The organism is Amaricoccus sp. B4 (assembly GCF_043226085.1).
Lineage (GTDB): Bacteria > Pseudomonadota > Alphaproteobacteria > Rhodobacterales > Rhodobacteraceae > Amaricoccus.
Genome location: NZ_CP171225.1, coordinates 2,528,584 through 2,552,813, shown reverse-complemented (window position 1 = coordinate 2,552,813; position 24,230 = coordinate 2,528,584). Strand labels below are relative to the sequence as shown.

General features: G+C 69.6%; 23 protein-coding genes. 13 read left to right on the top strand and 10 right to left on the bottom strand.

The annotated features are described in order from the left end of the window. Nucleotides 1–33 precede the first annotated feature (33 nt). The 3 genes from ACF66B_RS12280 to ACF66B_RS12270 all read right to left on the bottom strand — a co-directional run bounded on the left by ACF66B_RS12280 (nt 34) and on the right by ACF66B_RS12270 (nt 2,482). A complete protein-coding gene (locus tag ACF66B_RS12280) occupies nt 34–759 on the bottom strand; it encodes a YfdX family protein (protein ID WP_111429398.1) in 726 nt (241 codons plus the stop codon). A gap of 129 nt (nt 760–888) precedes the next feature. Next, on the bottom strand, nt 889–1,536 hold the full coding sequence (locus ACF66B_RS12275) for an ABC transporter ATP-binding protein (protein WP_111429399.1): 648 nt from the start codon (nt 1,534–1,536) through the stop codon (nt 889–891). Next, a complete protein-coding gene (locus ACF66B_RS12270) occupies nt 1,508–2,482 on the bottom strand; it encodes an ABC transporter substrate-binding protein (protein ID WP_162683218.1) in 975 nt (324 codons plus the stop codon). Before ACF66B_RS12270 ends, ACF66B_RS12275 begins: the two co-directional genes overlap by 29 nt. A gap of 200 nt (nt 2,483–2,682) precedes the next feature. Here ACF66B_RS12270 and ACF66B_RS12265 point away from each other — a divergent pair, with 200 nt between their 5' ends. Next, nucleotides 2,683–4,455 carry a PQQ-dependent methanol/ethanol family dehydrogenase gene (locus ACF66B_RS12265; protein WP_111429400.1) on the top strand — a complete coding sequence of 591 codons (1,773 nt, stop codon included), beginning with the start codon at nt 2,683–2,685 and terminating at the stop codon, nt 4,453–4,455. Nucleotides 4,456–4,599: 144 nt separating this feature from the next. On the opposite strand, the gene ACF66B_RS12260 is transcribed toward ACF66B_RS12265, so the two are convergent. Continuing rightward, nucleotides 4,600–4,944 carry a DUF2934 domain-containing protein gene (locus ACF66B_RS12260; RefSeq protein ID WP_111429401.1) on the bottom strand — a complete coding sequence of 115 codons (345 nt, stop codon included), beginning with the start codon at nt 4,942–4,944 and terminating at the stop codon, nt 4,600–4,602. Between the two features lie 202 nt (nt 4,945–5,146). After that, nucleotides 5,147–5,854 carry a uroporphyrinogen-III synthase gene (locus tag ACF66B_RS12255; RefSeq protein WP_162683219.1) on the bottom strand — a complete coding sequence of 236 codons (708 nt, stop codon included), beginning with the start codon at nt 5,852–5,854 and terminating at the stop codon, nt 5,147–5,149. Nucleotides 5,855–5,969: 115 nt separating this feature from the next. On the opposite strand from ACF66B_RS12255, the gene tsaD reads away from it, so the two are divergent. The 11 genes from tsaD (at nt 5,970) to ACF66B_RS12200 (ending at nt 17,536) form a co-directional block, all read left to right on the top strand. Then, the gene (tsaD, locus tag ACF66B_RS12250; protein WP_162683220.1) at nt 5,970–7,067 is read left to right on the top strand and encodes a tRNA (adenosine(37)-N6)-threonylcarbamoyltransferase complex transferase subunit TsaD; all 1,098 of its coding nucleotides are present in this window, start codon (nt 5,970–5,972) and stop codon (nt 7,065–7,067) included. Beyond that, nucleotides 7,064–8,020 carry an NAD(P)H-dependent glycerol-3-phosphate dehydrogenase gene (locus ACF66B_RS12245; protein WP_111429404.1) on the top strand — a complete coding sequence of 319 codons (957 nt, stop codon included), beginning with the start codon at nt 7,064–7,066 and terminating at the stop codon, nt 8,018–8,020. Before tsaD ends, ACF66B_RS12245 begins: the two co-directional genes overlap by 4 nt. Next, complete coding sequence (locus ACF66B_RS12240; RefSeq protein ID WP_111429405.1) at nt 8,021–8,293, top strand: YciI family protein; 273 nt, start codon at nt 8,021–8,023, stop codon at nt 8,291–8,293. It abuts the gene before it with no gap. 13 nt (nt 8,294–8,306) lie between these two features. Then, the gene (locus tag ACF66B_RS12235; RefSeq protein WP_111429406.1) at nt 8,307–8,726 is read left to right on the top strand and encodes an EVE domain-containing protein; all 420 of its coding nucleotides are present in this window, start codon (nt 8,307–8,309) and stop codon (nt 8,724–8,726) included. A gap of 180 nt (nt 8,727–8,906) precedes the next feature. Further along, nucleotides 8,907–9,953: an HD domain-containing phosphohydrolase gene (locus ACF66B_RS12230; protein ID WP_111429407.1), complete on the top strand. Its 1,047-nt coding sequence runs from the start codon at nt 8,907–8,909 to the stop codon at nt 9,951–9,953. A gap of 37 nt (nt 9,954–9,990) precedes the next feature. Continuing rightward, complete coding sequence (locus ACF66B_RS12225; RefSeq protein ID WP_111429408.1) at nt 9,991–10,497, top strand: hypothetical protein; 507 nt, start codon at nt 9,991–9,993, stop codon at nt 10,495–10,497. Nucleotides 10,498–10,513: 16 nt separating this feature from the next. After that, nucleotides 10,514–12,697 carry an ATP-binding protein gene (locus ACF66B_RS12220; protein WP_111429409.1) on the top strand — a complete coding sequence of 728 codons (2,184 nt, stop codon included), beginning with the start codon at nt 10,514–10,516 and terminating at the stop codon, nt 12,695–12,697. 86 nt (nt 12,698–12,783) lie between these two features. Continuing rightward, nucleotides 12,784–14,073 (top strand): efflux RND transporter periplasmic adaptor subunit, encoded by a 1,290-nt coding sequence (locus ACF66B_RS12215; RefSeq protein WP_392662749.1) that lies wholly within the window; start codon nt 12,784–12,786, stop codon nt 14,071–14,073. A gap of 12 nt (nt 14,074–14,085) precedes the next feature. Continuing rightward, nucleotides 14,086–16,035, top strand: coding sequence for a MacB family efflux pump subunit (locus tag ACF66B_RS12210; RefSeq protein ID WP_111429411.1), 1,950 nt, complete (start codon nt 14,086–14,088; stop codon nt 16,033–16,035). Between the two features lie 227 nt (nt 16,036–16,262). After that, a complete protein-coding gene (locus ACF66B_RS12205; protein ID WP_111429412.1) occupies nt 16,263–16,736 on the top strand; it encodes a low molecular weight protein-tyrosine-phosphatase in 474 nt (157 codons plus the stop codon). Next, on the top strand, nt 16,733–17,536 hold the full coding sequence (locus ACF66B_RS12200) for a fructosamine kinase family protein (protein ID WP_111429413.1): 804 nt from the start codon (nt 16,733–16,735) through the stop codon (nt 17,534–17,536). The genes ACF66B_RS12205 and ACF66B_RS12200 overlap by 4 nt, the downstream gene beginning before the upstream one ends. Before the next feature lie 7 nt (nt 17,537–17,543). Here ACF66B_RS12200 and ACF66B_RS12195 read toward each other — a convergent pair whose 3' ends face one another. Together ACF66B_RS12195 and ACF66B_RS12190 are read right to left on the bottom strand one after the other, a co-directional pair. Beyond that, nucleotides 17,544–18,740, bottom strand: coding sequence for an MFS transporter (locus ACF66B_RS12195; protein WP_162683221.1), 1,197 nt, complete (start codon nt 18,738–18,740; stop codon nt 17,544–17,546). A 3-nt stretch (nt 18,741–18,743) separates the two neighbouring features. Further along, a complete protein-coding gene (locus ACF66B_RS12190; protein ID WP_111429415.1) occupies nt 18,744–19,340 on the bottom strand; it encodes a helix-turn-helix domain-containing protein in 597 nt (198 codons plus the stop codon). Nucleotides 19,341–19,507: 167 nt separating this feature from the next. On the opposite strand from ACF66B_RS12190, the gene rimK reads away from it, so the two are divergent. Beyond that, a complete protein-coding gene (gene rimK, locus ACF66B_RS12185; protein ID WP_392662743.1) occupies nt 19,508–20,941 on the top strand; it encodes a 30S ribosomal protein S6--L-glutamate ligase in 1,434 nt (477 codons plus the stop codon). Here the strand turns inward: rimK and ACF66B_RS12180 are convergent. The 3 genes from ACF66B_RS12180 to ACF66B_RS12170 all read right to left on the bottom strand — a co-directional run bounded on the left by ACF66B_RS12180 (nt 20,908) and on the right by ACF66B_RS12170 (nt 24,174). Next, on the bottom strand, nt 20,908–22,194 hold the full coding sequence (locus ACF66B_RS12180; RefSeq protein WP_392662742.1) for a CynX/NimT family MFS transporter: 1,287 nt from the start codon (nt 22,192–22,194) through the stop codon (nt 20,908–20,910). The two genes, rimK and ACF66B_RS12180, sit on opposite strands and share 34 nt — an antisense overlap. Before the next feature lie 279 nt (nt 22,195–22,473). Next, complete coding sequence (gene radC / locus ACF66B_RS12175) at nt 22,474–23,313, bottom strand: DNA repair protein RadC (RefSeq protein WP_111429418.1); 840 nt, start codon at nt 23,311–23,313, stop codon at nt 22,474–22,476. Nucleotides 23,314–23,385: 72 nt separating this feature from the next. Beyond that, a complete protein-coding gene (locus tag ACF66B_RS12170; protein ID WP_111429419.1) occupies nt 23,386–24,174 on the bottom strand; it encodes an inositol monophosphatase family protein in 789 nt (262 codons plus the stop codon). Nucleotides 24,175–24,230 lie beyond the last annotated feature (56 nt).

Sequence of the window (24,230 nt, the reverse complement as noted above, 5' to 3'; positions counted from 1 at the left end):
GCCATGGGGGGAGACCCCCATGACGCGGCCGTCTTAGCCTGCGGCCTTCTGCTGGGTGTCGGACGGGGCCGTTGAGGACGATCCGTCGCCCTGTTGCGGGATGCCGTAGAGCGAATAGTCCTGCACCACGACCGAGGCGAGGAGCGCCTGAAGCTCGTGATCGGCCTCGTCGTACTTGCCCTGGTCGACATCGGCCGCCGCCTGCTTCAGGTGCTGTTCCGTCTTGTCGACCGGCAGCATCGCGGCGGAGACGTTCACATCGACCGCGGCGAGCTTGAGCGTATCGGCGGCCTTCTGGATATCGCCCTTCTGGGCCTGATCCTTGGCCTGATCCATTGCCTGCTTGCTGGCATCGGTCGGCTGGAAGTCCTCGGCGATGGACATCGACATGTCGAACGGCACCATTTCGGTGGCGGTGCCGGTCTCGTCCTTGCCCTTCACGACATATTTCGCAAGATCAGCCTTCGAGCTGTCGAATGCCTTCGTCGCGTCGGCGAGGCTGGACTTCGCGGTATCGAAATCCTTGCTGGCAAGTGCTGCCCGGGCGAGCTGGGCCTGCGTCACGGCGACCCGGGCTTCGTCGCTCATCTTCCAGAGCTCGGCCTGGGTCTGGGCATCGGGGGCCTGCGTCGCAGCCGGAGCGGTTGCCGCCGCGGGCGCCGCGGTGTTGTCCGCCGCCGCCGAGGCGATGGCGGCCAGGGAGGAGGCGCCCAGCAGCCCCGCCATCAGGGCTGCGGCCGTCTTGGATCTGAGTCTCATCGGAATGCCTCTTCTGTCTCTTCCGCCTATGGGGCGGTGAGACTGATCTGGGCTGCCGGTGTGAAAAGCGCCTGACTGCAAGCTTAAAGATCTGCAAGAAAAGCCGGGGGGGGCAGGCGCGGCGCAGGCTCAGGCGAAACGCGCCGGGCTCCCCTCGAGGCGCAGCACCCGATCGGCGAGCCGTTCGGCCTCGCGGGCCTCATGGGTGACGAGCAGCGTCGCGACACCGCTTTCGGCGCGAAGGGTGGAGAAGAGCTCCATCATCTCGAGCGCAAGAGCGGGATCGAGCGAGACGAACGGCTCGTCCATGAGCAGCACGGTCGGCCGGATCGCAAAGGCCCGTGCGAGCGCGAGGCGGCGTTGCTGACCGAGCGAGAGTTCGCCCGGATAATGCCCGCCCTTGCCGGCGAGACGGACGCGGGCGAGCGCAGGCTCCACATCCGCAGGCCTGAGGCCGGCCGTCAGGGTGAGGTTCTCGGCAGCGGTGCGCCAGGGCAACAGGCGGGGTTCCTGAAACACCATGGAAAGCCGCCGGGCGGGCCGAAGGCGGCCGCGATAGCCACCTTGGAGGCCCGCGAGGACGCGCAGGAGCGTGGTCTTGCCGACTCCGGACGGGCCGGTGATCGCCACCGTCTCGCCCGGCGCCACCGTCAGCGCAAGCGCGCCGAGGATCGCCGTACCACCGAGGTCGAGCCCCTCGAGCTCGAGCGCGATCGCAGGCGCTTCCCCGGCGGCGGGGGTCGCCCGCTCAGCTTCCGGGGCGATAGAAGACGCCATCGGGCAGAGCCTTCACCGGACCGAGAAGTTCCTCGCCGCCAAGACCGGCCATGAGCTGGAGCATGCGGTCGGCCGCCACCTCGTCCACCGGGCCGGGCGCAGGCGTGCCGGCAAGGAAGCCTGCCTTCAGCGCCGCGAACTCGGCATCCGATTTGGCGTTCATGCGCGGGCGCAGCCGCTCCCAGGCCGCATCGTCGGTCGCCAGAAGCTCCTTTGCCTGCTGCGAGGCGTTGGCGAGCGCATCGGCAATGCCCGGATGCTCGGCAATCGTTTCGCCCTTGAGCACATAGCCGAGCAGCGGCGTGTCCGGGTCGAGCCCGAGTGCCACGGCCGCGTCATCGACGGTGACAAGCGAGCGCATCCCGTCGGCTTCCATCTTGGCAAGGAAATGCCAGAAGTTGATCGCACCATCCAGCCCGCCCGAGATCGCCGTCTTGTAGATGAGCGGCGGGGCCCCGAAGACCTGCTCGGTCTCGCCGGCGAGATCCATCCCGTATTCCTGCTCGGCATAGGCGCGGAGGATCAGCCAGCTCTTGTCGAGCGGGCCGCCCGCAATGCCGATCTTGCCGCCGCGGAGATCGGCAAGGGTTTCGGCCTCGCTGTCGGCGGGCACCAGGAGCCCCCCCACCGCGCGGGAATAGGGGACGAAGACGTAATCCCGGCCGTTGGCGCGCTGGCGGGCAACCCAGAGCCAGTCGGAGACGATCGTGTCCGCCTCGCCACCCTGGAACGCCACCTGCGCGGCCGAACCGCCCGCGACGCCACGGACTTCGAGCTTGAAGCCGTTGGCCTCGTCGAGACCGTAATGGCTGATGGTGTCGAGTTCCCAGTTGACCGTGCCCGACTCGAGCACCGCGGCGCGCAGGACCGGCGTTTCCGCACAGGCTGCAGATACGGACGCGGCCATGGCGAGCACCATGCCGCAAAGCATGCCGAATGGCTTCATGATGTCCTCCCCTTTGCCGCGCAGCCTACGGGATCGGGCCGGGGTCGGCAAATGGGACGAAAGGCTATGACGCTTCACGTTCCGGATACGACCAATGTGCAATTTCGCGGTTGGTGCAGAGAACAATAATGACCGGCATCCGACCGGAACACGGCTCTCTGGAATCGCCGTGACGCCAAAACGAGGAGGGAGGAACGCCCATGAATCGCTTCATCGCCGCCGTCACGGCAGGCATTATGGTCGCCTGTGCGGCCCATGCCGAAGTGACCGAGGAAGACATCGCCAATGATCAGACGATCACCAGCCAGATCGTCACCAACGGCATGGGACGGGGCCTCCAGCGCTTCAGCCCGCTCGACATCCTGAACAAGGACAACGTCAAGAACCTGGTCCCGGCCTGGGCCTTCTCCCTCGGAGGCGAGAAGCAGCGCGGCCAGGAAACCCAGCCGCTCGTCTATGACGGCGTGATGTATATCACCGGCTCCTACTCGCGCATGTATGCGATCGACCTCGCCACCGGCAAGGAGATCTGGCAGTACGACGCGCGCCTCCCGGAAGGCATCCTGCCCTGCTGCGACGTCATCAACCGCGGCGCCGCGATCTACGGCAACAACATCTATTTCGGCACGCTCGACGCCCGCCTTGTGGCGCTCGATCTCAAGACCGGCAAGGTGGTCTGGAACAAGAAGATCGAGAACTACAAGGAAGGCTATTCCTACACCGCCGCGCCGCTGATCGTGGACGGCAAGGTGATGGTCGGCAACTCCGGCGGTGAATTCGGTGTGGTCGGCGCGGTCTATGCCTATGACGCCGAAACCGGCGATCTAGTCTGGAAGCGCCCGACCATCGAGGGCAACATGGGCATGCTCAACGGCGAAGAGAGCACCATGACCGGTGAGCTCAACGCCACCTGGCCCGGCGACATGTGGAAGACCGGCGGCGGCGCCACCTGGCTCGGCGGCTCCTATGACGCGGACACCGACACGCTCGTCTTCGGCGCCGGCAACCCCTCGCCCTGGAACTCCTGGCTGCGCGGCGCCGGTCAGGCCTCCGGCAAGGACGACCATTCCGGCGACAACCTCTATGCTGCCACCCGCCTCGGCATCGATCCCGCCACCGGCGAGATCAAGTGGCACTTCCAGACCACGCCGCGCGAAGGCTGGGATTTTGACGGCGTGAACGAGGTTGTCGGCTTTACCGACAAGGACGGCAACAAGCGCTACGGCACCGCCGACCGCAACGGCTTCTTCTACGTGCTGAACCGCGAAGACGGCGCCTTCGTGCGGGCCTTCCCGTTCGTGCAGAACATCACCTGGGCCGAAGGCATCGACGAAACCGGCCGGCCGATCTACGTCGAGGCTGCCCGCCCCGGCGATCCGAGCAAGGCGGCCGACGGCGAGAAGGGTGAACCCGTCTTCGCGGTCCCGGGCTTCCTCGGCGGCAAGAACTGGATGCCGATGTCCTACAGCGAGAAGACCGGCATGTTCTACGTGCCGTCCAACGAATGGGGCATGGACATCTGGAACGAGCCGATCACCTACAAGAAGGGTGCCGCCTATCTCGGCGCGGGCTTCACCATCAAGCCGCTCTTCGAGGACCATATCGGCTCGCTCAAGGCGATCGACCCGAACACCGGTGAGATCAAGTGGGACCACAAGAACGACGCGCCTCTCTGGGGCGGCGTGATGACCACTGCGGGCGGTCTCGTCTTCTTCGGCACGCCGGAGGGCAAGTTCATCGCGCTCGACGACGAAAGCGGTGAAGAGCTGTGGTCGTTCCAGACCGGCTCGGGCATCGTCGGACAGCCGGTCACCTGGGACCAGGACGGCGAACAGTATGTCTCGATCGTCTCCGGCTGGGGCGGTGCGGTGCCGCTCTGGGGCGGCGAGGTCGCGAAGAAGGTCGCCTACCTGAACCAGGGCGGCATGGTCTGGACGTTCAAGCTTCCCAAACAGCTGGCCGCGGCGGAGTAACCTCCCCCTACTCCTCTCTGCAGCCTGACTTGCGCACCCCGATCTGATCGGGGTGCGTTTTTTTATGAGGCCGGGCGGGCCGGCCCCGGACGATGAACGGAATCTTGCCGGCGATCGACCTGACGCAGGGCCTGGCCGGGAGGATCAGACCGTCTTGTCCGCAGTCTCGGTCTTGGCCTTGGCGCTCCGCCGGGTTGCCGTGCCTGCGGCCTTGGCGCGCGGTGCGCGTTTCGGCTTGGCAGGGGCAGGTTCGGATGCAGCTTCGGCCGGGGCCGCAGCGGGAGCCGCCGCCGTCTTGGGCGCGCGTGCAGCAGCGGTCTTGCGGGGCGCGGCCTTGCGCGGCTTGGCCGTTTTCGGCACCGCTCCCTCGAATGCGACCTCCTGGCGGGCACGGTGCCAATGCTCCTCGGAGCGGCCCTCCGGGCGGCCCTCTTCCTCCCAGATGGAATGGGCGCGGGCACGGATCTGCTCCTCAAGGGTATTCGTCATGCTCGGTCTCCTTGGTCTCTCACTCCGCGCATGACGTTAGAGCGGCATTCCGGTCCAGAAAAGCCATTTGAACGGCGATTCGGCCCGTGAACCGCCCCGAAGCGCGATCCGCGCAGAGATTGTGCAGTCCCGCGCGCAGGAAGTGCCGCACAGGGGGCCCGCGTTTCACGTGAAGCAATGCCTGCCAGGGGCGGCGGAAGGCTCAGAGCGCGGCAAGCGCCGCCATCATGCCCTCGCGGCCCGGATGCTCGGCAACCCGGCGGTCCGCGAAGCTCAGCGTATCGAGCTTCGCATCGGCCGCGGCGCTGAGTGAAACGGAGATGCTGCGCGCAAAGAGCCAGCCGTTTTCCTTCGCCTGTTCGGCAAAGATCGTCGCGGTGCGCGGCGAGAAGACGGTGAAGACGTCAAGCTCTCCGACCCGGAGGAGATCCGCCGCCCGGCCCTCGATCTCGCAGGCCACCTGATCATAGAGCTCGGCCGCCCGGACCTCGATCCCCGCCGTCTCGAGCCGCCCGGCGAGATCGCCCGCCGCGTGAATGCCGCGGATGTGGAGGCAGGCCCCGGCCTCCGGCGGGTGGCGCGCGATCACGAGATCGGCGAGCGCCTCGACATCGCCATCCGCCGAGCGCGCATCGAAGCCTGCCGCACGCGCAGCGGCGGTGGTCATCGCGCCGACGCAATAGGCCAGCCGGGTGCGGTCCGGCGACCGGCGCACGAACTCCCCGACCCCGTTTGCGGAGGTGAAGAGCAGCGCGCCCACACCGGCGAGCTCGATCTCGCCCGGCAGCGGCTCGATCCGGAGCAGCGGCGCGATGAGCACCTCGAACCGCCCGGGAAGCTCTGCGGCGAGTGCCTTGGCGAAGGCAGTGGACTGGGGTTCGGGACGGACGAGAAGCAGGGTCTTCGGCAAGGTTCGGTTCCTTTCGCTCGCGATGACGGGCGCGCCGACGTTGCGCGTTCAAGGCGCCGGTGTTACCTGCGGGGCGCGTGCGAGGCAATCGCCTCGCAACCGGAAGGGGGACGCCTTGGCGCAGACGCGCATCATCCTCGGGATCGAAAGCAGCTGCGACGACACCGCGGCCGCCCTTCTGCGCGCCGAGCCCGGCCGGCCGGTCGGCGAGATCCTCGCCGCCGAGGTCTTTGGCCAGGAGAGCCTGCACGCGGCCTTCGGCGGCGTCGTCCCCGAGATCGCTGCCCGCGCCCATGCCGAGCGGATCGATGTGGTGACCGAGGCGGCCCTCGCCCGCTCGGGCCTGACCCTCGCCGATGTGGATGCGATTGGCGTCACTGCGGGCCCGGGCCTCATCGGCGGCGTGCTTGCCGGTGTGATGTTTGCCAAGGGCCTTGCCGCGGCGCGCGGGCTGCCGCTCTGGGGCATCAACCATCTCGCCGGGCACGCGCTCACGCCGCGGCTGGTCGAACCCATCGAATTTCCCTACCTCATGCTGCTCGTTTCCGGCGGCCACTGCCAGTTTCTCGCCGTCGAGGCTGCCGACCGCTTCCGTCGCCTCGGTGGCACCATCGACGACGCGCCCGGCGAGGCCTTCGACAAGGTGGCGAAGCTCCTCGGCCTTCCCCAGCCCGGCGGCCCGGCGGTCGAGGCCGAGGCAGGTGAAGGCGATCCCGCGCGCTTTGCGCTGCCGCGCCCGCTTCTCGACCGGCCAGGCTGCGACCTCTCGTTCTCCGGCCTCAAGACGGCGGTGCGCCGGGCCTGCGACAGGCTTGTCGCGGAACAGGGCGGGCTCACCCGCGCCGACCGGGCGGACCTGTGCGCCGGCTTTCAGGCGGCTGTCGTCGAGACGCTGGCGGAGAAGACCCGCCGCGCCTGCGCCGCCTTTGCGGCGGATCACGGGCCACGCTGCCTCGCGGTTGCCGGTGGCGTTGCGGCGAACGCGGCGATCCGGGCCGCCCTCCGGACCGTGGCCGAGGAGCAGGGCTTCGGCTGGTCCGCCCCGCCGCTCCGGCTCTGCACCGACAACGGCGCAATGATCGCATGGGCCGCAGCAGAGCGGATGGCGCTCGAGGGGCCCGACGATCTGACGCTTTCCGCCCGTCCGCGCTGGCCGCTCGACAGGGAGGCGGCACCGCTGCTCGGCTCGGGGCGCAAGGGGGCCAAGGCATGATCGGCGTCATCGGGGCAGGTGCATTCGGCTCGGCCCTGGCGGTTGCCGCCGCTGCGGCCGGGCGCCCAGTGCTGCTCTGGGGCCGCGATCCCGCCGCGATGGCCGCAGCGGAAGCCGCGCGCGCCGTGCCCAGGCTGCCCGGCATCACCCTTCCCGCCGAGATCACCTGCACCGGCGATCTCGGCGCGCTGTCCGGTGCGGACGCCCTGCTCCTCGTCGTCCCCGCGCAGCAGACCGAGCATTTCCTGCGCGAGAATGCGCACGCCCTGCCAGACGTTCCGCTCGTCCTCTGCGCCAAGGGGATTGAGGCGAAAAGCCTCCGCCTCCAGACCGGGATCGCCGCCGAAGCCGCGCCGGGGCATGCGCTCGCCGCGCTGACCGGGCCGGGTTTTGCCGGGGAAATCGCCCGCGGCCTCCCGACCGCGCTCACACTCGCCTGCGCCGATCCGGACATGGGCCGGAGCCTGCAGGAACAGCTCTCCGGTCCGCGCCTGCGCCTCTACCTCACCGACGATGTCATCGGCGCCCAGGTCGGGGGCGCGCTCAAGAACGTCATCGCCATCGCCTGCGGCATGGTGGAGGGCGCCCGGCTCGGCGCCTCGGCCCGCGCCGCGCTGATGACCCGCGGCTTTGCCGAGATGACCCGCCTCGCCGTGGCGATGGGCGCCCGCGCCGAAACGCTTGCCGGGCTCTCCGGGCTTGGCGATCTGTCGCTCACCTGCAACTCGGTACAGTCGCGCAATTTCAGCGAGGGCTGTGCCATCGGCAGCGGCGCGGTGCGGCCCGGCGGCACGGTCGAGGGCGTGGCCACTGCACGCGCGGCCTGTGAACTCGCCGCCCGTCACGGGGTGGAAATGCCGATTGCGGCGGCGGTGGCGGATGTGCTCGATGGGGCGCTGACGCTCGACGCCGCGATGGGGGCGCTGCTCGCCCGACCGCTCAAGGAGGAATGAATGCTCTTCGCGCTGATCTGCACCGACAAGCCCGGTGGCCTCGATATCCGCAAGGCCAACCGCACCGACCATCTCGCCTATATCGAATCGACCGGCGTGGTCACCCAGGCGGGTCCGTTTCTCGATGCCGAGGGCGGAATGTGCGGCTCGCTGGTGATCCTCGATGTGGAAGACCTCGCCGCGGCCGAAGCCTGGGCGGCGGGCGATCCCTATGCGAACGCGGGCCTCTTCTCGTCGGTCGAGATCCGGCCGTGGAAGAAGGTCATCGGCTGAGGAGGGCGCGAGAATGGCCCACTGGCTCTTCAAATCCGAAGCCTCGACCTGGAGCTGGGACCAGCAGGTCGCCAGGGGCGAGGCCGGCGAGGAATGGGACGGCGTGCGCAACTATCAGGCGCGCAACAACATGCGGGCTATGAAGCGCGGCGAGCGCGGCTTCTTCTACCACTCCCAGAAGGAGAAGGAGATCGTCGGCATCGTCGAGGTGATCGCCGAGGCCCACCCCGATTCCAAGGCGGGCGATCCGCGCTGGGAATGCGTCGACATCATGGCGATTGCACCCCTGCCGACACCCGTGACGCTCGACATGTGCAAGGCCGAGCCCCGGCTTGCCGACATGGTTCTCGTCAACAATTCCCGCCTCTCGGTACAGCCGGTCTCGGATGCCGAGTGGCAGGTGATCTGCGAGCTGGGCGGCGTCGCCGACTGACGCCACAATGTCAGGCGCGCGGCCCGGCCCTTCGCGCCCGGCCGCCCGCCGGCAGGCCCCCTGCGCGGCCGTGCGCAATCTGGCCAAGATTAATCGAATCTTAGTCAATAAACCTCTGATATAACGATTGTTTCAACTAGTACACGTATATCCGCACGAATAATAGTCGGGAGGCGTGGAATGCACATACTCGTGGTGGATGACAATGCCATCAATCTCACGGTGCTGAAGTCGATCGTGTCGCGGGTTCTGCAAAGCTGCGTCTCCGCGCTGAATGATCCCGAGGAAGCGCTCGCCTTCGCCAACCGCACGGTCTGCGACCTCGTGCTGGTCGATTACAGCATGCCCAGGATGAACGGCGTGGAGTTCATCAAGCGCTTCCGGGACAACCCGCAGAATGCGCATGTGCCGGTTGTGATGATCACCGTCGATTGCGAGCGGGCGCTGCGCATCGCCGCCATCGAGGCCGGAGCGACCGATTTTCTCACCCGGCCTGTCGATCCCGACGAACTCAAGGTCCGCGCGACCAATCTGCTCAAGCTGCGCCAGGCGCAGGTCGAGCTCGCCGACCGCGCCAACTGGCTCATGCGCAAGGTCGAGCAGGCGACGCGCAACCTGCTTGAGCGCGAGGAAGAGATGATCTGGCGGCTGGCCCGTGCCATCGAATACCGCGATGGCGGAACCGGCGAGCATATCAACCGCGTCGCGACGATCTCGCGCATCATCGCCGAGGAGCTCGGGCTCGATCCCGAGCATTGCCGCGACATCTATCTCGCCGCGCCCCTGCATGATGTCGGCAAGATCGGCGTTCCCGACGCGATCCTCATGAAGCCGGGCAGTCTCGACCCCGCCGAAACCGCCGCGATGCGCGAGCATGTGACCTTCGGCGCCGCGATTCTGGCAGATGGCAAGAGCAACCTGCTGCGCGTCGCGGAGTGCATCGCCAAGTCACACCATGAACGCTGGGATGGCACCGGCTATCCCGACGGGCTCGCGGGCGAGGCAATTCCCATCGAGGGCAGGATTGCGGCGATCGCCGATGTCTTCGACGCCCTCTGCACCGTCCGGCCCTACAAGGAGGCCTGGAGCCTGGAAGAGGCGCATGACGAGATCCTCGCCGGAACCGGACAACATTTCGACCCCCGCTGCGTCGTCGCCTTTGACAAGGGCTGGAGCCGCATCGTCGCCTACATGACCCCGAGCCCGGAAGCGAGCTCGGCCGCCTGAGCGATCGCCTATCGCCAAAACCAACCGGAGCAGTCAGATGAACCTCAAGCGTCTTTCACTCGGCCTCCTTGCCGCCATCGCCTTCGCATGCCCCTCCCTCGCCGGGGAGCTGGCCGCGCCCGAGGACCGGGTTGTCCTCACCGTCTCGGGAGCCATCGACAATACGAACGCGCCGGATGGTGCGGAGTTCGACCTCGCGATGCTCGACGCGCTGCCGCAGGACAGCGTCACCGGCAGGACCCCCTGGTACGACGATTCCCGCACCTTTTCCGGACCGCTGATCTCGGCGATCCTCGAGGCTGTCGGCGCGCATGGCAAGGCGCTGCGCGTGACGGCCGTGAATGACTATTCGGCCGAGATCCCCGTCAGCGATATCGAGGACTACCCCGTCATCCTCGCCACCCGCATCGACGGCGCCACCCTGTCCGTGCGCGAAAAGGGCCCGGGATTCGTGATCTATCCGTTCGACAAGGCGCCTGAGCTCTACAACGAGAAGTACTTCGGTCGCTCGGTGTGGCAGGTGACCTCGATCGAGATCTTCTAGCCCCGGCAGCACCGCCATGTGGGAGCGCCAATTCCGCCTGCGCAGCCTGGGGACGTGGATTGTCGTGCTCGGGCTTGCCTGCGCCGTGGCGATCTTCGTTGCGATCGTCACGATGTATCTCTCGCTCAACGAACGTCATCGCGGCGAGGAGGCAAGTGCTCGGGAAAGCGCGCTCTGGGCCTCGTTCCAGGCCGATCGGGAAGCCGGACGCTTCGTGGAATCGGTCCTCGTCGCCATGCGATCGCCGACGCCGAAGACCCTCAACGAGCTCCGCACCCGCTATGACGTGCTCTACAGCCGGGCGGGCATTCTCTCCGAAGCGCAATTTTCGATCTCGTTCGGGCCCGGCGCTGACGTGGAGGACAGCGTTTCGGGCGTTGCCGACTCGATCTTCGGCCTTGCGCCGGAAATCGACTCCCTTGCCGACAACGACGCGCTCATCGCCGCGCTGCCGATGCTCTACGGGCAGGCGCAGGCGATTCGCAGGGCGACGGAAAAGCTGACACTCCACACCAACGCCGCCAACAACGAGGCCAGTGTCGCGGCACGCGCCGAGACCTCGACACTCCACGACCGGATCGCCTTCAGCGTCACCCTTCTCATGATCGTGCTCGGGCTTCTCGTCGGCCTCCTGTTGATGCAGCTCATGCAGATCTCCCGAGCCGGGCGGGAAATTGCCAGGATCAGCGAACGCAACCAGCGGGCCCGCGAAGCGGCCGAGGCCGGCAACCGCGCCAAGTCGGCATTTCTCGCCTCGATGAGCCACGAGATCCGCACGCCGCTCAGCGGCATCATCGGCATGGCCGAAGTCCTCTCGCATACGCGCCTGAGCATTCCTCAGGCGCGCCAGCTCAGCACCATACGCCTTGCGGGCGATCACCTCCTCGACGTCATCAACGACATTCTCGACTTCTCGAAGCTCGAGTCGGGTCTGGTGGAGGTGAACCTTGTCACCTTCAACCTTTCCGAAGTGATGGATGCGCTCGGCGACATCATGATCCCCCGCGCCGCCGAACGCGGCCTCCAGCTCACCTTCGAAAGCCCCGACATCTCGCTTCACAGCGACCCCGCCCGGCTGCGCCAGGTGCTCATCAATCTCGTGAGCAACGCGATCAAGTTCACCCCTGAAGGCTCCGTCCATGTGCGGGTCACGCGTCGCGGCCCGGACAACCTGCGCTTCGAGGTCGAGGATACCGGCGTCGGCATCCCGCCCGAGGCGATACCCAAGCTCTTCAAGGAGTTCAGCCAGGTCGACGCCAGCTACACGCGGCGGTTCGGCGGCACCGGGCTCGGGCTCGCCATCAGCAAGCGGCTCGTCGAGGCCATCGGCGGCGGCTTCGATGTCCATTCGGTGCCGGGCGAAGGCACGCTCTTCGGCTTCGAGGTGCCGGCCTCGCCGATCGGCGAGGCCTTGCCCCGCTGGCCCGAAGCCCCAAGCCAGCCAAACGAAGAGACCCGCTTCGAGGGGCGCATTCTCGTCGTGGACGACAATGCCATCAACCGCGAGGTCGCCTGCAGCCTTCTCACACGCCTTGGTGTCGAGACACGCACGGCGGAGAATGGTGCCGAGGCCTTGCGGATCCTCGACGAAGAGGTGTTCGACGTCGTTTTCATGGACATGCAGATGCCCATTCTGGACGGGCTCGAGACCACCCGCCGCCTGCGGAACGAGAGTTACGCCGGCGCGATCATCGGGCTTACGGCGAATGCCTTCACCTCCGACCGCATGGCTTGCCTCGATGCAGGGATGAACGACTTCATGCCAAAGCCCGTGACCCGACCCAAGCTGATCGAGATGCTCTGCCCGCGGCTCCGCCAGCGCGCCGAGATCGAGCCGGCCCCGCCCGTGGCCGAGGATCCCGAACCCCAACCGGCGGAAACCGTCGAACGGCGGTCGGTTTCGGACTACCGCGCCGCGCTGATCGAGGAACTCGGGGCCGAAACCTACCAGGAGCTGCTTCTGGCCTTCATCGAGGATGCCCAGCAGCGTCTCGACGTGATCCGGGGCACCCTCTGCGAGACGCAGATCGAGCGCGAGCTCCACTCCCTCAAGGGATCGGCCCTGACCCTCGGGCTCGAGGAGATCGCCGAACTCGCGCAGGACATGCGCAGCCTCAGCCCCGACTTCGCGGACCAGCTTGCGCGGATGGAGAGGCTCGTCCGGGGTGTGGCCGAAACCCCGCTCATCCGGTCCGCCTGACGCCACCGATCACGTCTCCATGAGCCGCCGCCGGAAATGGCGATCCGGCGCGTGAATCCTGCGGCGACAGGAAGATGAGGCGATCGATGAAGCACATACGGCCGGTACCGGGCATGGACGCGCCTTCGGACGACACGACTGCGCAGACAAGGCCGGGCGCGCGGCGGCGCTGGCGGCGCGCCGCTGGCCTTGCCGCCCTCCTCGCCCTCCTGCTCGGTGGCGGTATCGCCTACCGTGCAAGCCTCGCGGGCGCGCCCGGCCCGGAGGTCATGACCGCGCCGGTGGTGCGTGGCGACATAGAGGATGCCGTGCTGGCGACCGGCGTGCTGAAACCCGCCCGGCTCGTCGCGGTCGGGGCGCAGGTCTCGGGCCGGATCACCCGTCTCGCCGTGGCGATCGGCGACGAGGTGAAGGCCGGCGATCTCATCGCCGAAATCGACTCGATCCCCCAGAAGAACGCGCTCCGCACCGCCGAGGCATCGCTCGCCGAGGTAAAGGCCCAGAAGGCGGAGAAGGAAGCCACGCTCGGCAATCTCGAGCGCACACTCGCCCGCCAGACGGCGCTGGCCGACCGGCGGACGATTGCGCAGGCCGATCTCGAAACCGCCCAGGGCGATGTCGCGGTCACCAAGGCGCAGATCGAGGCGCTCGATGCTGGGATCGCCGCGGCCGAGGTTGCCATCGAGACCGCGCGGGTCAATCTCGGCTATACCCGCATCACCGCCCCGATCGACGGAACCGTGCTCGCGGTCAGTGCCCAGCAGGGCCAGACGGTCAACGCCGCCCAGACCACGCCCACCATCGTCGTGCTCGGCGATCTCGACACGATGGCGGTCCATGCCGAGATTTCCGAGGCCGATGTGACCCGCGTCGCGCCCGGTCAGGAGGTCTATTTCACCATCCTGGGCGATCGCGGCACGCGCTATTCCGCGAGTCTTGCCTCGATTGCGCCCGCGCCCGAGTCGATCACCGAGGATTCGAGCCTCGGTCTCACCGGCACCGCCTCCGCCTCGTCGACCAGCACGAGCGCGATCTATTACGACGGGATCTTCGAGGTGCCGAACCCCGACCGGCATCTGCGCACCTACATGACCGCGGAGGTCCATGTGGTGCACGCGAGCGCCCCGGACGTGCTTGCGATTCCCCTCACGGCGCTCGGCCCCGCAGCAGCGGACGGCAGCCGCACCGTGCAGGTTCTCGGGCCGGATGGCACGATCAGCACCCGCCGGGTCGAGACCGGCGTCATGGACAGGAGCAATGCCGAGGTGCGCAGCGGGCTTTCCGAGGGCGAACGTGTGGTCATCGGCACGGGCACCGGCGCAGGGAGTGCTCCGGCCGCCGGGCCGCGCATGCCGCGCGCGCCGATGGGGCTCTGAGGGAAAGACGGCATGGCCAGCGCACCGCTTATCTCGCTCCGCGGCATTTCGCGCGCCTATCCTTCGGGCGAGCGAATGGTCTCCGTGCTCCGCGATGTCGATCTCGACATCCGGGCCGGTGAGATGATCGCGATCGTCGGGGCCTCGGGCTCGGGCAAGTCGACGCTGATGAACATTCTCGGCGGGCTCGATCAGCCGAGCACCGGCACCTACCGCTTTGCCGGGCGCGAGACCGCGCATCTCGATGCCGACGAGCTGGCCGCGCTGCGGCGGGAGCACATCGGCTTCATCTTCCAGCGCTATCACCTGCTCCCGGAGCTCACCGCGCAGGAAAACGTCGAGATGCCGGCGATCTATGCCGACCGGCCGGCCGAGGCGCGCGCGGACCGGGCCCGCGCGCTGCTCGAGCGGCTGGGGATGGGCGAGCGGCGGCAGTACCGGCCGGGCCAGCTTTCGGGCGGGCAGCAGCAGCGGGTCTCGATCGCGCGCGCGCTGATGAACGATGCCGAGGTGATCCTCGCCGACGAACCGACCGGCGCGCTCGACAGCCGGAGCGGGGCGGAGGTGCTGAACATTCTCAGCGAGCTCCATGCCGAGGGCCGGACGGTCATTCTCGTCACCCATGACATGGAGATCGCGAAACGCGCCGGGCGGATCATCGAGCTGCGCGACGGCGCGATCATCAGCGACCGCACCCTCGGGGACGCGCCCCTGCCCCGGATCGGGCAGGCGGTGCGGCGGGGTGCGGAGGGCGGGTTCGGGCTTGGCCGGTTCGGCGAGCTCTTCCGCATGGCGCTCCTGACCATGCGGGCCCACAAGCTCCGGACCTTCCTCACCATGCTCGGGATCATCATCGGCATCGCCTCGGTGATCTCGGTCGTCGCGCTCGGCGAGGGATCGCGGCAGAAGGTGCTGGCCGAGATCTCCAGCCTCGGGACCAACACGCTCGAGATCTTTCCCGGCGAGAGCTTCGGCGACGTGCGCTCGAACAAGGTCCGGAGCCTGGTGATCGCCGACGCCGACGAGATCGCGCGGCAGCCCTATGCCGCGGCGGTGACGCCGAGCGTGACCGCGAGCACGCGGGCGCGGCGGGACAATATCGAGGCGACGGTGCAGGCAAATGGCGTCGGCGCGGGCTATTTCGAGGCGCGCGGGGTGAAGCTGGTGGCCGGAAGCCTGCTCGAGCCGGCCGATATCGCCGATCTGGCCCAGGTCGCGGTGATCGACACGGGCACGCGGGATGCGCTCTTTCCCGGCAGGACCTCCGAGGAGGTGCTGGGCGAGGTCATCCTGCTCGACAAGGTGCCGGCACGGGTGATCGGGGTCGCCGATACCTCGGGCATGATGGGGCCGGCGGGCAGTCTGCGCGCCTTTCTGCCCTACACGACCGTCCAGTCGCGCATCGTCGGCTCGACCACGCTGCGCTCGATCACGCTCAAGGTGGCGGACGACACGGATGTGGCGCTGGCCGAAACGGCGGTGACCGAGCTTCTGACCCGGCGGCACGGGGTGAAGGACTTCTTCGTCATCAATACCGACGACATCCGCCAGACCATCACCGCGACGACGGAAACCCTTACACTGCTCATCGCGGCGATCGCGCTCATCTCGCTTGTCGTGGGCGGGATCGGGGTGATGAACATCATGCTGGTCTCGGTCTCGGAACGGGTTTCGGAGATCGGGGTCCGCATGGCGGTGGGCGCGCGGCAGCAGGACATCCTCCGGCAGTTCCTCGTGGAGGCGGTGGTGGTCTGTCTGCTCGGCGGGGTGCTCGGGGTGGGGCTGGCGCTCGGGCTCGGGCCGCTCTTTGCGGCGGCGGGGTCGAGCTTCACGCTGATCTATTCGACCGGGCCGATCCTCGGCGCGGTGGCCTGCGCGAGCCTGATCGGGATCACCTTCGGCTACATGCCCGCACGTAGCGCCTCGCGGCTCGATCCGGTCGCAGCGCTCAGCCAGGGATGAGGCCGCGACGGTGAAAAGGGGCGTTTCACCGTGAAAACGAAAAAACGGCTTTGAAATCATTGGATTTTCGTAGTTAACATATCATGAACGGCAGGGGGATGCCCGCCTCCCTGCCCGGCCGGGCCGCGCGGGCGCGGCGGCCCGCCGATCGCCCGATCACGGGGTTGCGGGGCGTGGCGGGCTCCGGTTCAATCCCCCCTCGACGCACCCGAGCGGAGATGCCCAGCATGACCGACACGCCCGCCCTTCTCTTCGTCTGCCTCGGCAACATCTGCCGCTCGCCGCTGGCGGAGGCCGCGTTCCGCAAGGCAGCCGCCGAGGCCGGGCTCGCGGCGGAGGCCGATTCCGCCGGCACCGGCGACTGGCATGTGGGCGAGCCGCCCGACCGGCGCGCGCAGGCGACGGCCCGGCGGCACGGGATCGACATCAGCGGCTATCGCGGGCGGCAGGTGAGCGCGCGGGATTTCCACCGCTTCACCCATATCCTCGCGCTCGATCACGCCAACCTCGACAACCTTCGGGCGCTGCGGCCACGGGACGCGACCGCGCGCCTGAGCCTGCTGCTCGATCATGTGCCCGGGCAGGAGGGCGAGGCGGTGGCCGATCCCTACTGGGGCGACGAGACGGGGTTCGACACGACCTGGGCGGAGGTGAGCGCGGCGGCCGAGGCGCTGGTCGCGAAACTTCAGGCCCGGTCGTGAGCGCGGCCTCGGAAGCCGCGGCGCTTCTCGGCTCACCGCTCCGCCGCACCGCGCGGCTCCATGGCGGCGATCTCTCGGAAGTGCTGGCGCTCGAGCTCGTCGACGGGCGCGAGGTGATCGCGAAGCCCGGCCCGACGGCGCGGGCCGAGGCCCGGATGCTGCGGGCGATCCGGGCGGCGGGGGCGCCCGCCCCCGAGATCCTGGCCGAGGACGACGGGTTGCTCGTGCTCGAGCTTCTGCCCGATGACGGCACGCTGGGCGAGGCCTGGGCAAGCCTCGGGGCGGTTCTGGCGCGGCTTCATGCGGCGCGCGGCGCGGGCTACGGCTGGCCGGAGGATCACCGCTTCGGCAGCGTGGCGATCCCGAACCGCGCCCTGGACAGCTGGCCGGAGTTCTGGGCCGAGCGGCGGCTTCTGCCCGCGCTGCCGCATCTGCCCGCGCCGCTGGCGCGCCGGGTGGAGCGGCTGGCCGGGCGGCTTGGCGATCTGCTGCCGCGGGCGCCGGCGCCGGCGCTGCTCCACGGCGATCTCTGGTCGGGCAATGTGCTGGTGTCGGGCGGGGCGGTGAGCGGGTTGATCGATCCCGCCTGCTACCATGGCGATGGCGAGGTGGATCTCGCGATGCTGGCGCTCTTCAGCGCGCAGGGGCCGGAGTTTCGCGCCGCCTACGGGCCGGAGGAGCCGGGCTTCGCGGCGCGGCAGCCGGTCTATCAGCTCTGGCCGGCGCTGGTGCATCTCAGGCTCTTCGGCGCGGGCTATGCCGGGATGGTCGACCGGCTTCTGCGCGCGGCGGGCTGCTGAGGCGGCCTCAGCCGCGGCCGCCGGCGGCGATCTCGCGATCGACCCGGAGCGAGAGCGCGAAGGCGAGGCAGGAGACGGCGAGGCCGACGCCGGCCGCGGCCTGCCAGCCGCCGAGGCTCACGCAGGCGGCGAAGACCGGCGGGCCGAGCAGCGATCCGGCGGCGCCCGCCTGGGCGATGGCGCCGTTCGAGGCCGTGACATCGCCATCCGCCGAGAGCTGCGGCAGGCGGGCGAAGGCGAGCGCGGGGAAAATGCCCGAGACCATGTTGAGCCCGATGAAGAGCGCGGCGAGCAGCGGACGCGGCAGATCGAGGAAGAACGGGAAGACCGCGAGCGGCGGCAGGAGCAGCGCGGCGGCGAGGAGCGGCGCGAGGCTGCTGCCGCGGGCAAGGCGGCGGCCGAGGAGGAGCGGCGCGGCGGCGCCGGTGACGGTTGCGAGCGCACCGAGCCCGGTGAGGAGCCCCGCCCCCGCGACGCCGAAGCCGCGCGCGCCGACGAGATATTGCGGGGCCAGCGCGAGGAGGCCGACCTGGAAGCAGGTGAAGCCGCCGAAGCCGAGGGCGGCGATGACCGCGCGGCGCGACGGGCGGCGGGCCTCTGCCGCCCCCGGCGCGCCGGAGGGGAGGCGCACGCGGGCGCCGAGCGCCAGGACCGCGCAGGCGAGTGCCGCCCAGAGCGCCAGCGCCGTGCGCCAGCCCCAGAGATCGGCGACCCCGCCCGCGAGCGTCGCGCCAAGCGCGATGCCGATGGCGACGAAGGTGCTCCAGATCGCGAGCGCCTGCCCGGCCCGGCCCCGCGGGGCGGCGCGCGCGATCAGCACCGGCGCGGAGACGATCACCCCGAGATAGCCGAGCGCCTCGACGCCGCGGAAGGCGAGGAGCGCGCCGGCCCCCGGCGCCAGCGCCTGGCCGAAGCCGCCGAGGGCGAGGAAGACGAGGGCGAGCCGCAGGGTGCGGCGTTCGGTGAGCCGGGTGGCGAGGCGCGCGGCGCGGCTGCCGAAGAGCGCGCCGCCGATCTCGATCAGCGAGATGGCGATCGCGCCCGCGACGAGGCCGAGCCCGAGACCGGGGCCGATCGCGGGCATGAGCGGGGGCATCTTGCCGATCTGCGCGGCGGCGGTGATGCCGGCGAGAAAGACCCAGGCCTGGGTGCGGGTGAGGAGCGCCATGCCGCGCTTCTGCACCGCGCCCCTGTCCGGGCGCAAGGTTTAGCCTTCGTCGGCGAGATAGAGCGCGATCATCCGGCGGATCTCGCTTTCGACCAAGCCGGCGGCGGCACCGGAGGCCGCGGGCGTGGCGGCGCCGGCAAGGGCGGCGAGCACGATCGCGGAGATCATCGCGCGGGAGGCGGGCAACGGCGGCCAGGCCCGGGCGAGCGCCTCGGCGATGCGGGCGCGCAGGCGGTCGGCGGCGGCGCGCGCGGCCTCGGGGGGCGCATCGCGCCGGGCCGCGAGGGCGGCATGCGCCGGATGCGCCGCGGCATGGGCGAGAAGGGCGGTGAAGATCCGGTCGGCCAGCACAGGCGGCGCGCAGGCAGGTGTGCGCGCGGCGTCGATCGCGGCGAGGAGCGCGGCTTCGGCCTCGGATTCGAGCGCGGCGGCGAGCTGCTCCTTCAGCGGGAAATACTGGTAGAGCGATCCGATCGAGACCCCGGCCTCGGCGGCGATGGCGGTCATCGTGGTGGCGTCGTAGCCGTTGCGGACGAAGAGCGCCGCGGCGGTACGGCGCAGGAGGGCCGCGCGGGCGCGGCCCTTGGCGGTGCGGGGAACCCGGCCTGCGGGTGCTGTCTCGGCGGCGTCGGGCATGGCGGGGCTCCGCGATACGAGGCCTCTTTCCTATACCCGCGCGCGGCCGGACCGTCATCGGAATTGCACATGTTTCGCAGAGGGTCGGGCGCGCGGGACTGGCGGAGCGGCGGTGCATGCCCTATCTGGACGCCTCAATCCCGGAAGCTAACGCGGGGAGATTCGGCTTGAGCAGCGATTTCGTCATCGGCTGGGAGGAATGGGTCGCCCTGCCCGATCTTGGCCTGCCCGCAATCAAGGCCAAGGTGGACACCGGCGCGCGCACCTCGGCGCTGCATGCCTCGGTGATCGAGCCCTTCGGCCCGGCGGACCGGCCGCAGGTGCGTTTCCTGATCCAGCCCGACCCGGACAATCCCGGCCTCGAGATCACCTGTTCGGCCCCGGTGACCGACCGGCGGAACGTGACGAGCTCGAACGGCGAGACGGAGCTGCGCTACGTGATCGCGGCGCGGCTGCGGGTGGCGGACCGGGTCTGGCCGATCGAGGTGACGCTGACCGACCGCAGCCAGATGGCCTATCGGATGTTGCTCGGGCGCACGGCGATCGGCGAGGCGATGGTGGTGGACCCCAACCGCTCCTTCATCCAGCCCGCGCTCTCCTTCGAGGACTACCGCGACCTGCCGCGGCGCCAACCGGTGCGCCGGCCGCTCCGGATTGCGCTGCTGACCCGCGAGCCCGACAACTACTCGAGCCTGCGGCTGGCGGAGGCGGCGCGCACGCGCGGGCATGTTCTCGAGATGATCGACACCAGCCGGTGCTACATGAAGATCGGCGGGCTGGCCTCGGAGGTGCATTACGACGGCAAGGTGCTGCCGCGCTATGACGCGGTCATCCCGCGCATCGGCGCCTCGATCACCGCCTACGGGCTTGCGGTGCTGCGGCAGTTCGCGAGCACGGGCGCCTATTGCCTCAATCCGGCCGATGCGATCGGCGCCTCGCGCGACAAGCTGCTGGCGCATCAGATCCTGTCGCGCGCAGGTGTAGGCATGCCGATGACCGCCTTCGCCAATTCGCCGAAGGACACGCGCGATCTCATCAGCCTCGCGGGCGGCGCGCCGGTGGTGGTGAAGCTGCTCGAATCGACGCAGGGCCGCGGCGTGGTGCTGGCCGAGACGCGGAAGGCCGCGGAGAGCATCATCGACGCCTTCCGCGGCCTCAACGCGAACTTCCTCGTGCAGGAATTCGTCAAGGAGGCGGGCGGGGCGGATCTGCGCTGTTTCGTCGTGGGCTCGAAGGTGGTGGGCGGCATGCTGCGCACCGCGGCGGAGGGCGAATTCCGCTCGAACCTGCACCGGGGCGGCGCGGCGAAGGCGGTGAAGCTCAGCAAGGCCGAGCGGGACGTGGCGCGGACGGCGGCGCGCGAGCTGGGGCTTTCGGTTGCGGGCGTCGACATCCTGCGCAGCGCGCAGGGGCCGAAGGTGCTCGAGGTCAATTCCTCGCCCGGACTTCAGGGCATCGAGGGCGTCACCAAGCAGGACATCGCGGGCAGGATCATCGAGCATCTGGAGAGCCGGGTGCGGCCGCTCGCGCGCCAGCGGGACGGCGCGCCGCGGCGCACCGGCGCGGTTCAGGAGGCCGATTCGAGCCGCACGGGCACGTAGAGCGCGCGCCCCGCGCCGAGGCCCGCGAGGCAGCAGAGCCCGGCGACGACGCAGAAATAGACCCCGACCGCCGCAAACCCGCCGCTCCAGGCGTGCAGGAGGCCGACGAGCAGCGGGCCCAGGGCGCCGAGCCCGTAGCCGACGCTCTGGACCATGCTCGAGAGCTCGGCGGCGACGCGCGAATCCTCCGAGCGGAGCACGATCAGGGTGAGCGCGACGGATGTGAGCGCGCCCTGGCCGAAGCCCTGCAGGATCGCCCAGCCCCAGACGGTGGAGACCGGGGCGAAGATGCAGCCGAGAAACCCGGCGCAGGCGGTGAGCGTGACAACGACATTGACGTGGCGCTGATCGGCGCGGCGGGCGGCGAAGGGCGGCGCGAGCAGGCAGGCCGCCATCTGGCAGAGCACGGAAACGGAGAGGATGGTGCCGGCCTCGGCCGCATCGAGGCCGCGGGCCTGAAGGATCGGGGAGAGCCAGCCGAAGACGGAGAAGGAGAACATCGACTGCAGCGCCATGAAGGCGGTGAGCTGCCAGGCGAGGCGGCTCTGCCAGAGGCCGCGGACCCGGAGCGCGCTGAGGCGGGCCTGGGCCGTCTCGCCCCGCTGCATCTGCGGCGCCCAGAGCAGGGCCGCGACGAGGCAGGGCACGGCCCAGAGGCCGAGCGCGGCGGACCAGGAGCCGCCGAGGGCGCGGGCGAGCGGCACGGTGAAGCCCGCGGCAAGTGCGGCGCCGCCGCAGAGCGCCATGACGTAGAAGCCCGACATCACGCCGGCCTCCGCGGCGAAATCGCGCTTGATGAGGCCCGGCAGGAGCACGTTGAGATTGGCGATGCCGAGGCCCGCGAGCAGGGTTCCGGCCGCGAGCGCCGGGATCTCGGCAATGGCGCGCAGGCCGGTGCCGAGCGCGAGCACGAGAAGGAGGCCGAGCACCGCCCGCTCGGTGCCGAAGCGGCGGGCGAGGTGCGGCGCCATCGGGCCGAAGATGCCGAGGCAGAGCACCGGGAGGGTCGTCAGCAGGCTGGCGCCCGCGGGCCCGAGCCCGGTGCCCGCCATCACCTCGGGCAGAAGGGTGCCGAGGCTCGAATAGAGCGGGCGGAGGTTGAAGCCGATGAGCACGATCGTCGCGGCGAAGGCGAGCCGCGGGAGGCCCGGCGCCGGCTGGTGCGGCGGCGGGGGCGGGACCGTCGCGGCTTCGGCGTCGATCAGGGTTTCCTCGGCAAAATCGAGGGGCGGCGCGGCGGGCCGGTCGGTCACGGGCGGTGGTCTCGCAGTCTGGTGGTCGGGCGGCCGCGAGGATGCGCGAGCCATGCGGCGGGGTCACGCGGAAAACGCGGGGCGTGTGGCGGCGGGCCGCTGGGCGGAGACCGGGACCTGCGCCGTTCCGCGGTCCATCCCGGTCCCTTCGGCGTGGGCCATGTGGGGGATGATGACGGGAGGGCGCTCGGGCGCTGCCGCGCCCTGCCCCCTGCCCCTGCGGGTTGGGCCCGCCGGCTTCGACCGATCAGGCGGAGATCTCGGGCTTTCCCGCGGGGCTCAGAGCAGGCCGTTGCTGCGGAAGGAGGTGTCGAGTTCCTTGCCGATGATGACGTGGTCGTGGACGGTGACGCCGATCGCATCGCAGGCGAGCACGATCTGTTCGGTCATCTCGACATCCGCCCGGCTCGGGGTCGGGTCGCCCGAGGGGTGGTTGTGGACGAGGATGATGGCGGTGGCGTTGAGCTCGAGCGCGCGTTTCGCGACCTCGCGGGGGTAGACGGGCACGTGGTTGACCGTGCCCTTGGCCTGGGCCTCGTCGGCGATGAGCGTGTTCTTCTGGTCGAGGAAGAGGATGCGGAACTGCTCGGTGTCGCGATGCGCCATCACCGTCTTGCAGTAGCTCATCAGCGCCTCCCACGAGCTCAGCACCGAGCGCTGCATCACCTTGGCCCGCGCCATGCGGTGGGCGAGCGCCTCGACGACGCGGAGCTGGAAGAAGACCTTTTCGGTGGTGCCGGGGATCTGCAGCAACCGGTGTTCAGAGGCGGCGACGACGCCGTTGAGATCGCCGAATTCCTCGAGCAGCTTCTTGGCGAGCGGTTTAACGTCGATGCGCGGGATGGCGTTGAAGAGCAGGAGCTCGAGGAGCTCGTATTCGGGCATGGATTCGTGGCCGCCGGTCAGGAAGCGCTGGCGCAGGCGTTCGCGGTGGCCCCAGTAATGCGGAATGTTGCCGGTGATCTGCGGCGGGCCGGAGGTGGCGTCCTCGGGGCGGAGCGCGGCGGGCGCGCTGCGCATGTAGGCCTCGATCGGCGGCAGGCCGCGCTCGAACGCCTCGAGGCTTTTCAGCGCCTCCTCCGAAAAGCCGCGCAGCTTCCGTTTCCTTTCATCCGTCATTACCGCCTCCAGGGATGCCCGGGGGCCACAGTCGGACGGGTTGGTTAACGGAGTCTTTCCCGCACTGCGGGATCAGCTGCCGAAAAGGGTGCGGATCTCCTCCCAGGCGCCGGGGGCGCCCGCGACGACGCGCTCGCGGGCGGCGTCTTCCGGGGCGTGGCGGAGCGGCAGGCTCTGGCCGCCCGCCTCGCCGATCATCATCAGGCCGCCGAGGCAATCCCAGGGATACATCACCGGCTCGAAATAGCCCGCGAGGCGGCCGGCGGCGACATAGGCGAGCATGAGCGCGCCCGAGCCGTTGCGGAAGAACATGCCGCCCTGCTCCAGGAGCTCGCGGATCTTGCGGCCGGTGAATTCCGGGTCGGAATAGGCGCTCGCCCCGATGGCGGTGATGCCGGACCGCATGGTGAGGTGTCCGGGGATGCGGAGCGGCTTGCCGTTGAGCTGGGCGCCCGCGCCGCGGATGCCCGCGTAGGTCTCGCCATGGGTCGGCACCTCGGTGACGGCGGCGACGCAGTCGGCCCCCTTGAGGATCGCCAGCGCCACGCACCAGTTCGGCATGCCGTGGAGATAGGGCGAGGTGCCGTCGATCGGGTCCATCACCCAGGTGAAGCCCGAGCGGCCGGGGGTGAGGCCGTATTCCTCGCCGAGAAAGCCATCGTCGGGGAAGCGCGCGCCGATCGCCGCGCGCAGCTCGCGCTCCACGGTGCGGTCGGCTTCGGAGACCACGTCCTGCGGGCCGCCCTTGGCCTCGACGACGAGCCGGTCGCGGTCGAGCCAGAAGCGGTGGGCGGTGCGGCCCGCCTCGGCGGCGACCTCGAGGGCGAGATCGTGGCGGGCGCGGATTTCGGGATCGGTCATCGGACGGCGGCTCCTCTGGCTCGGCGGGCTTCGCAGCCGCACCATCGGGGCACGGG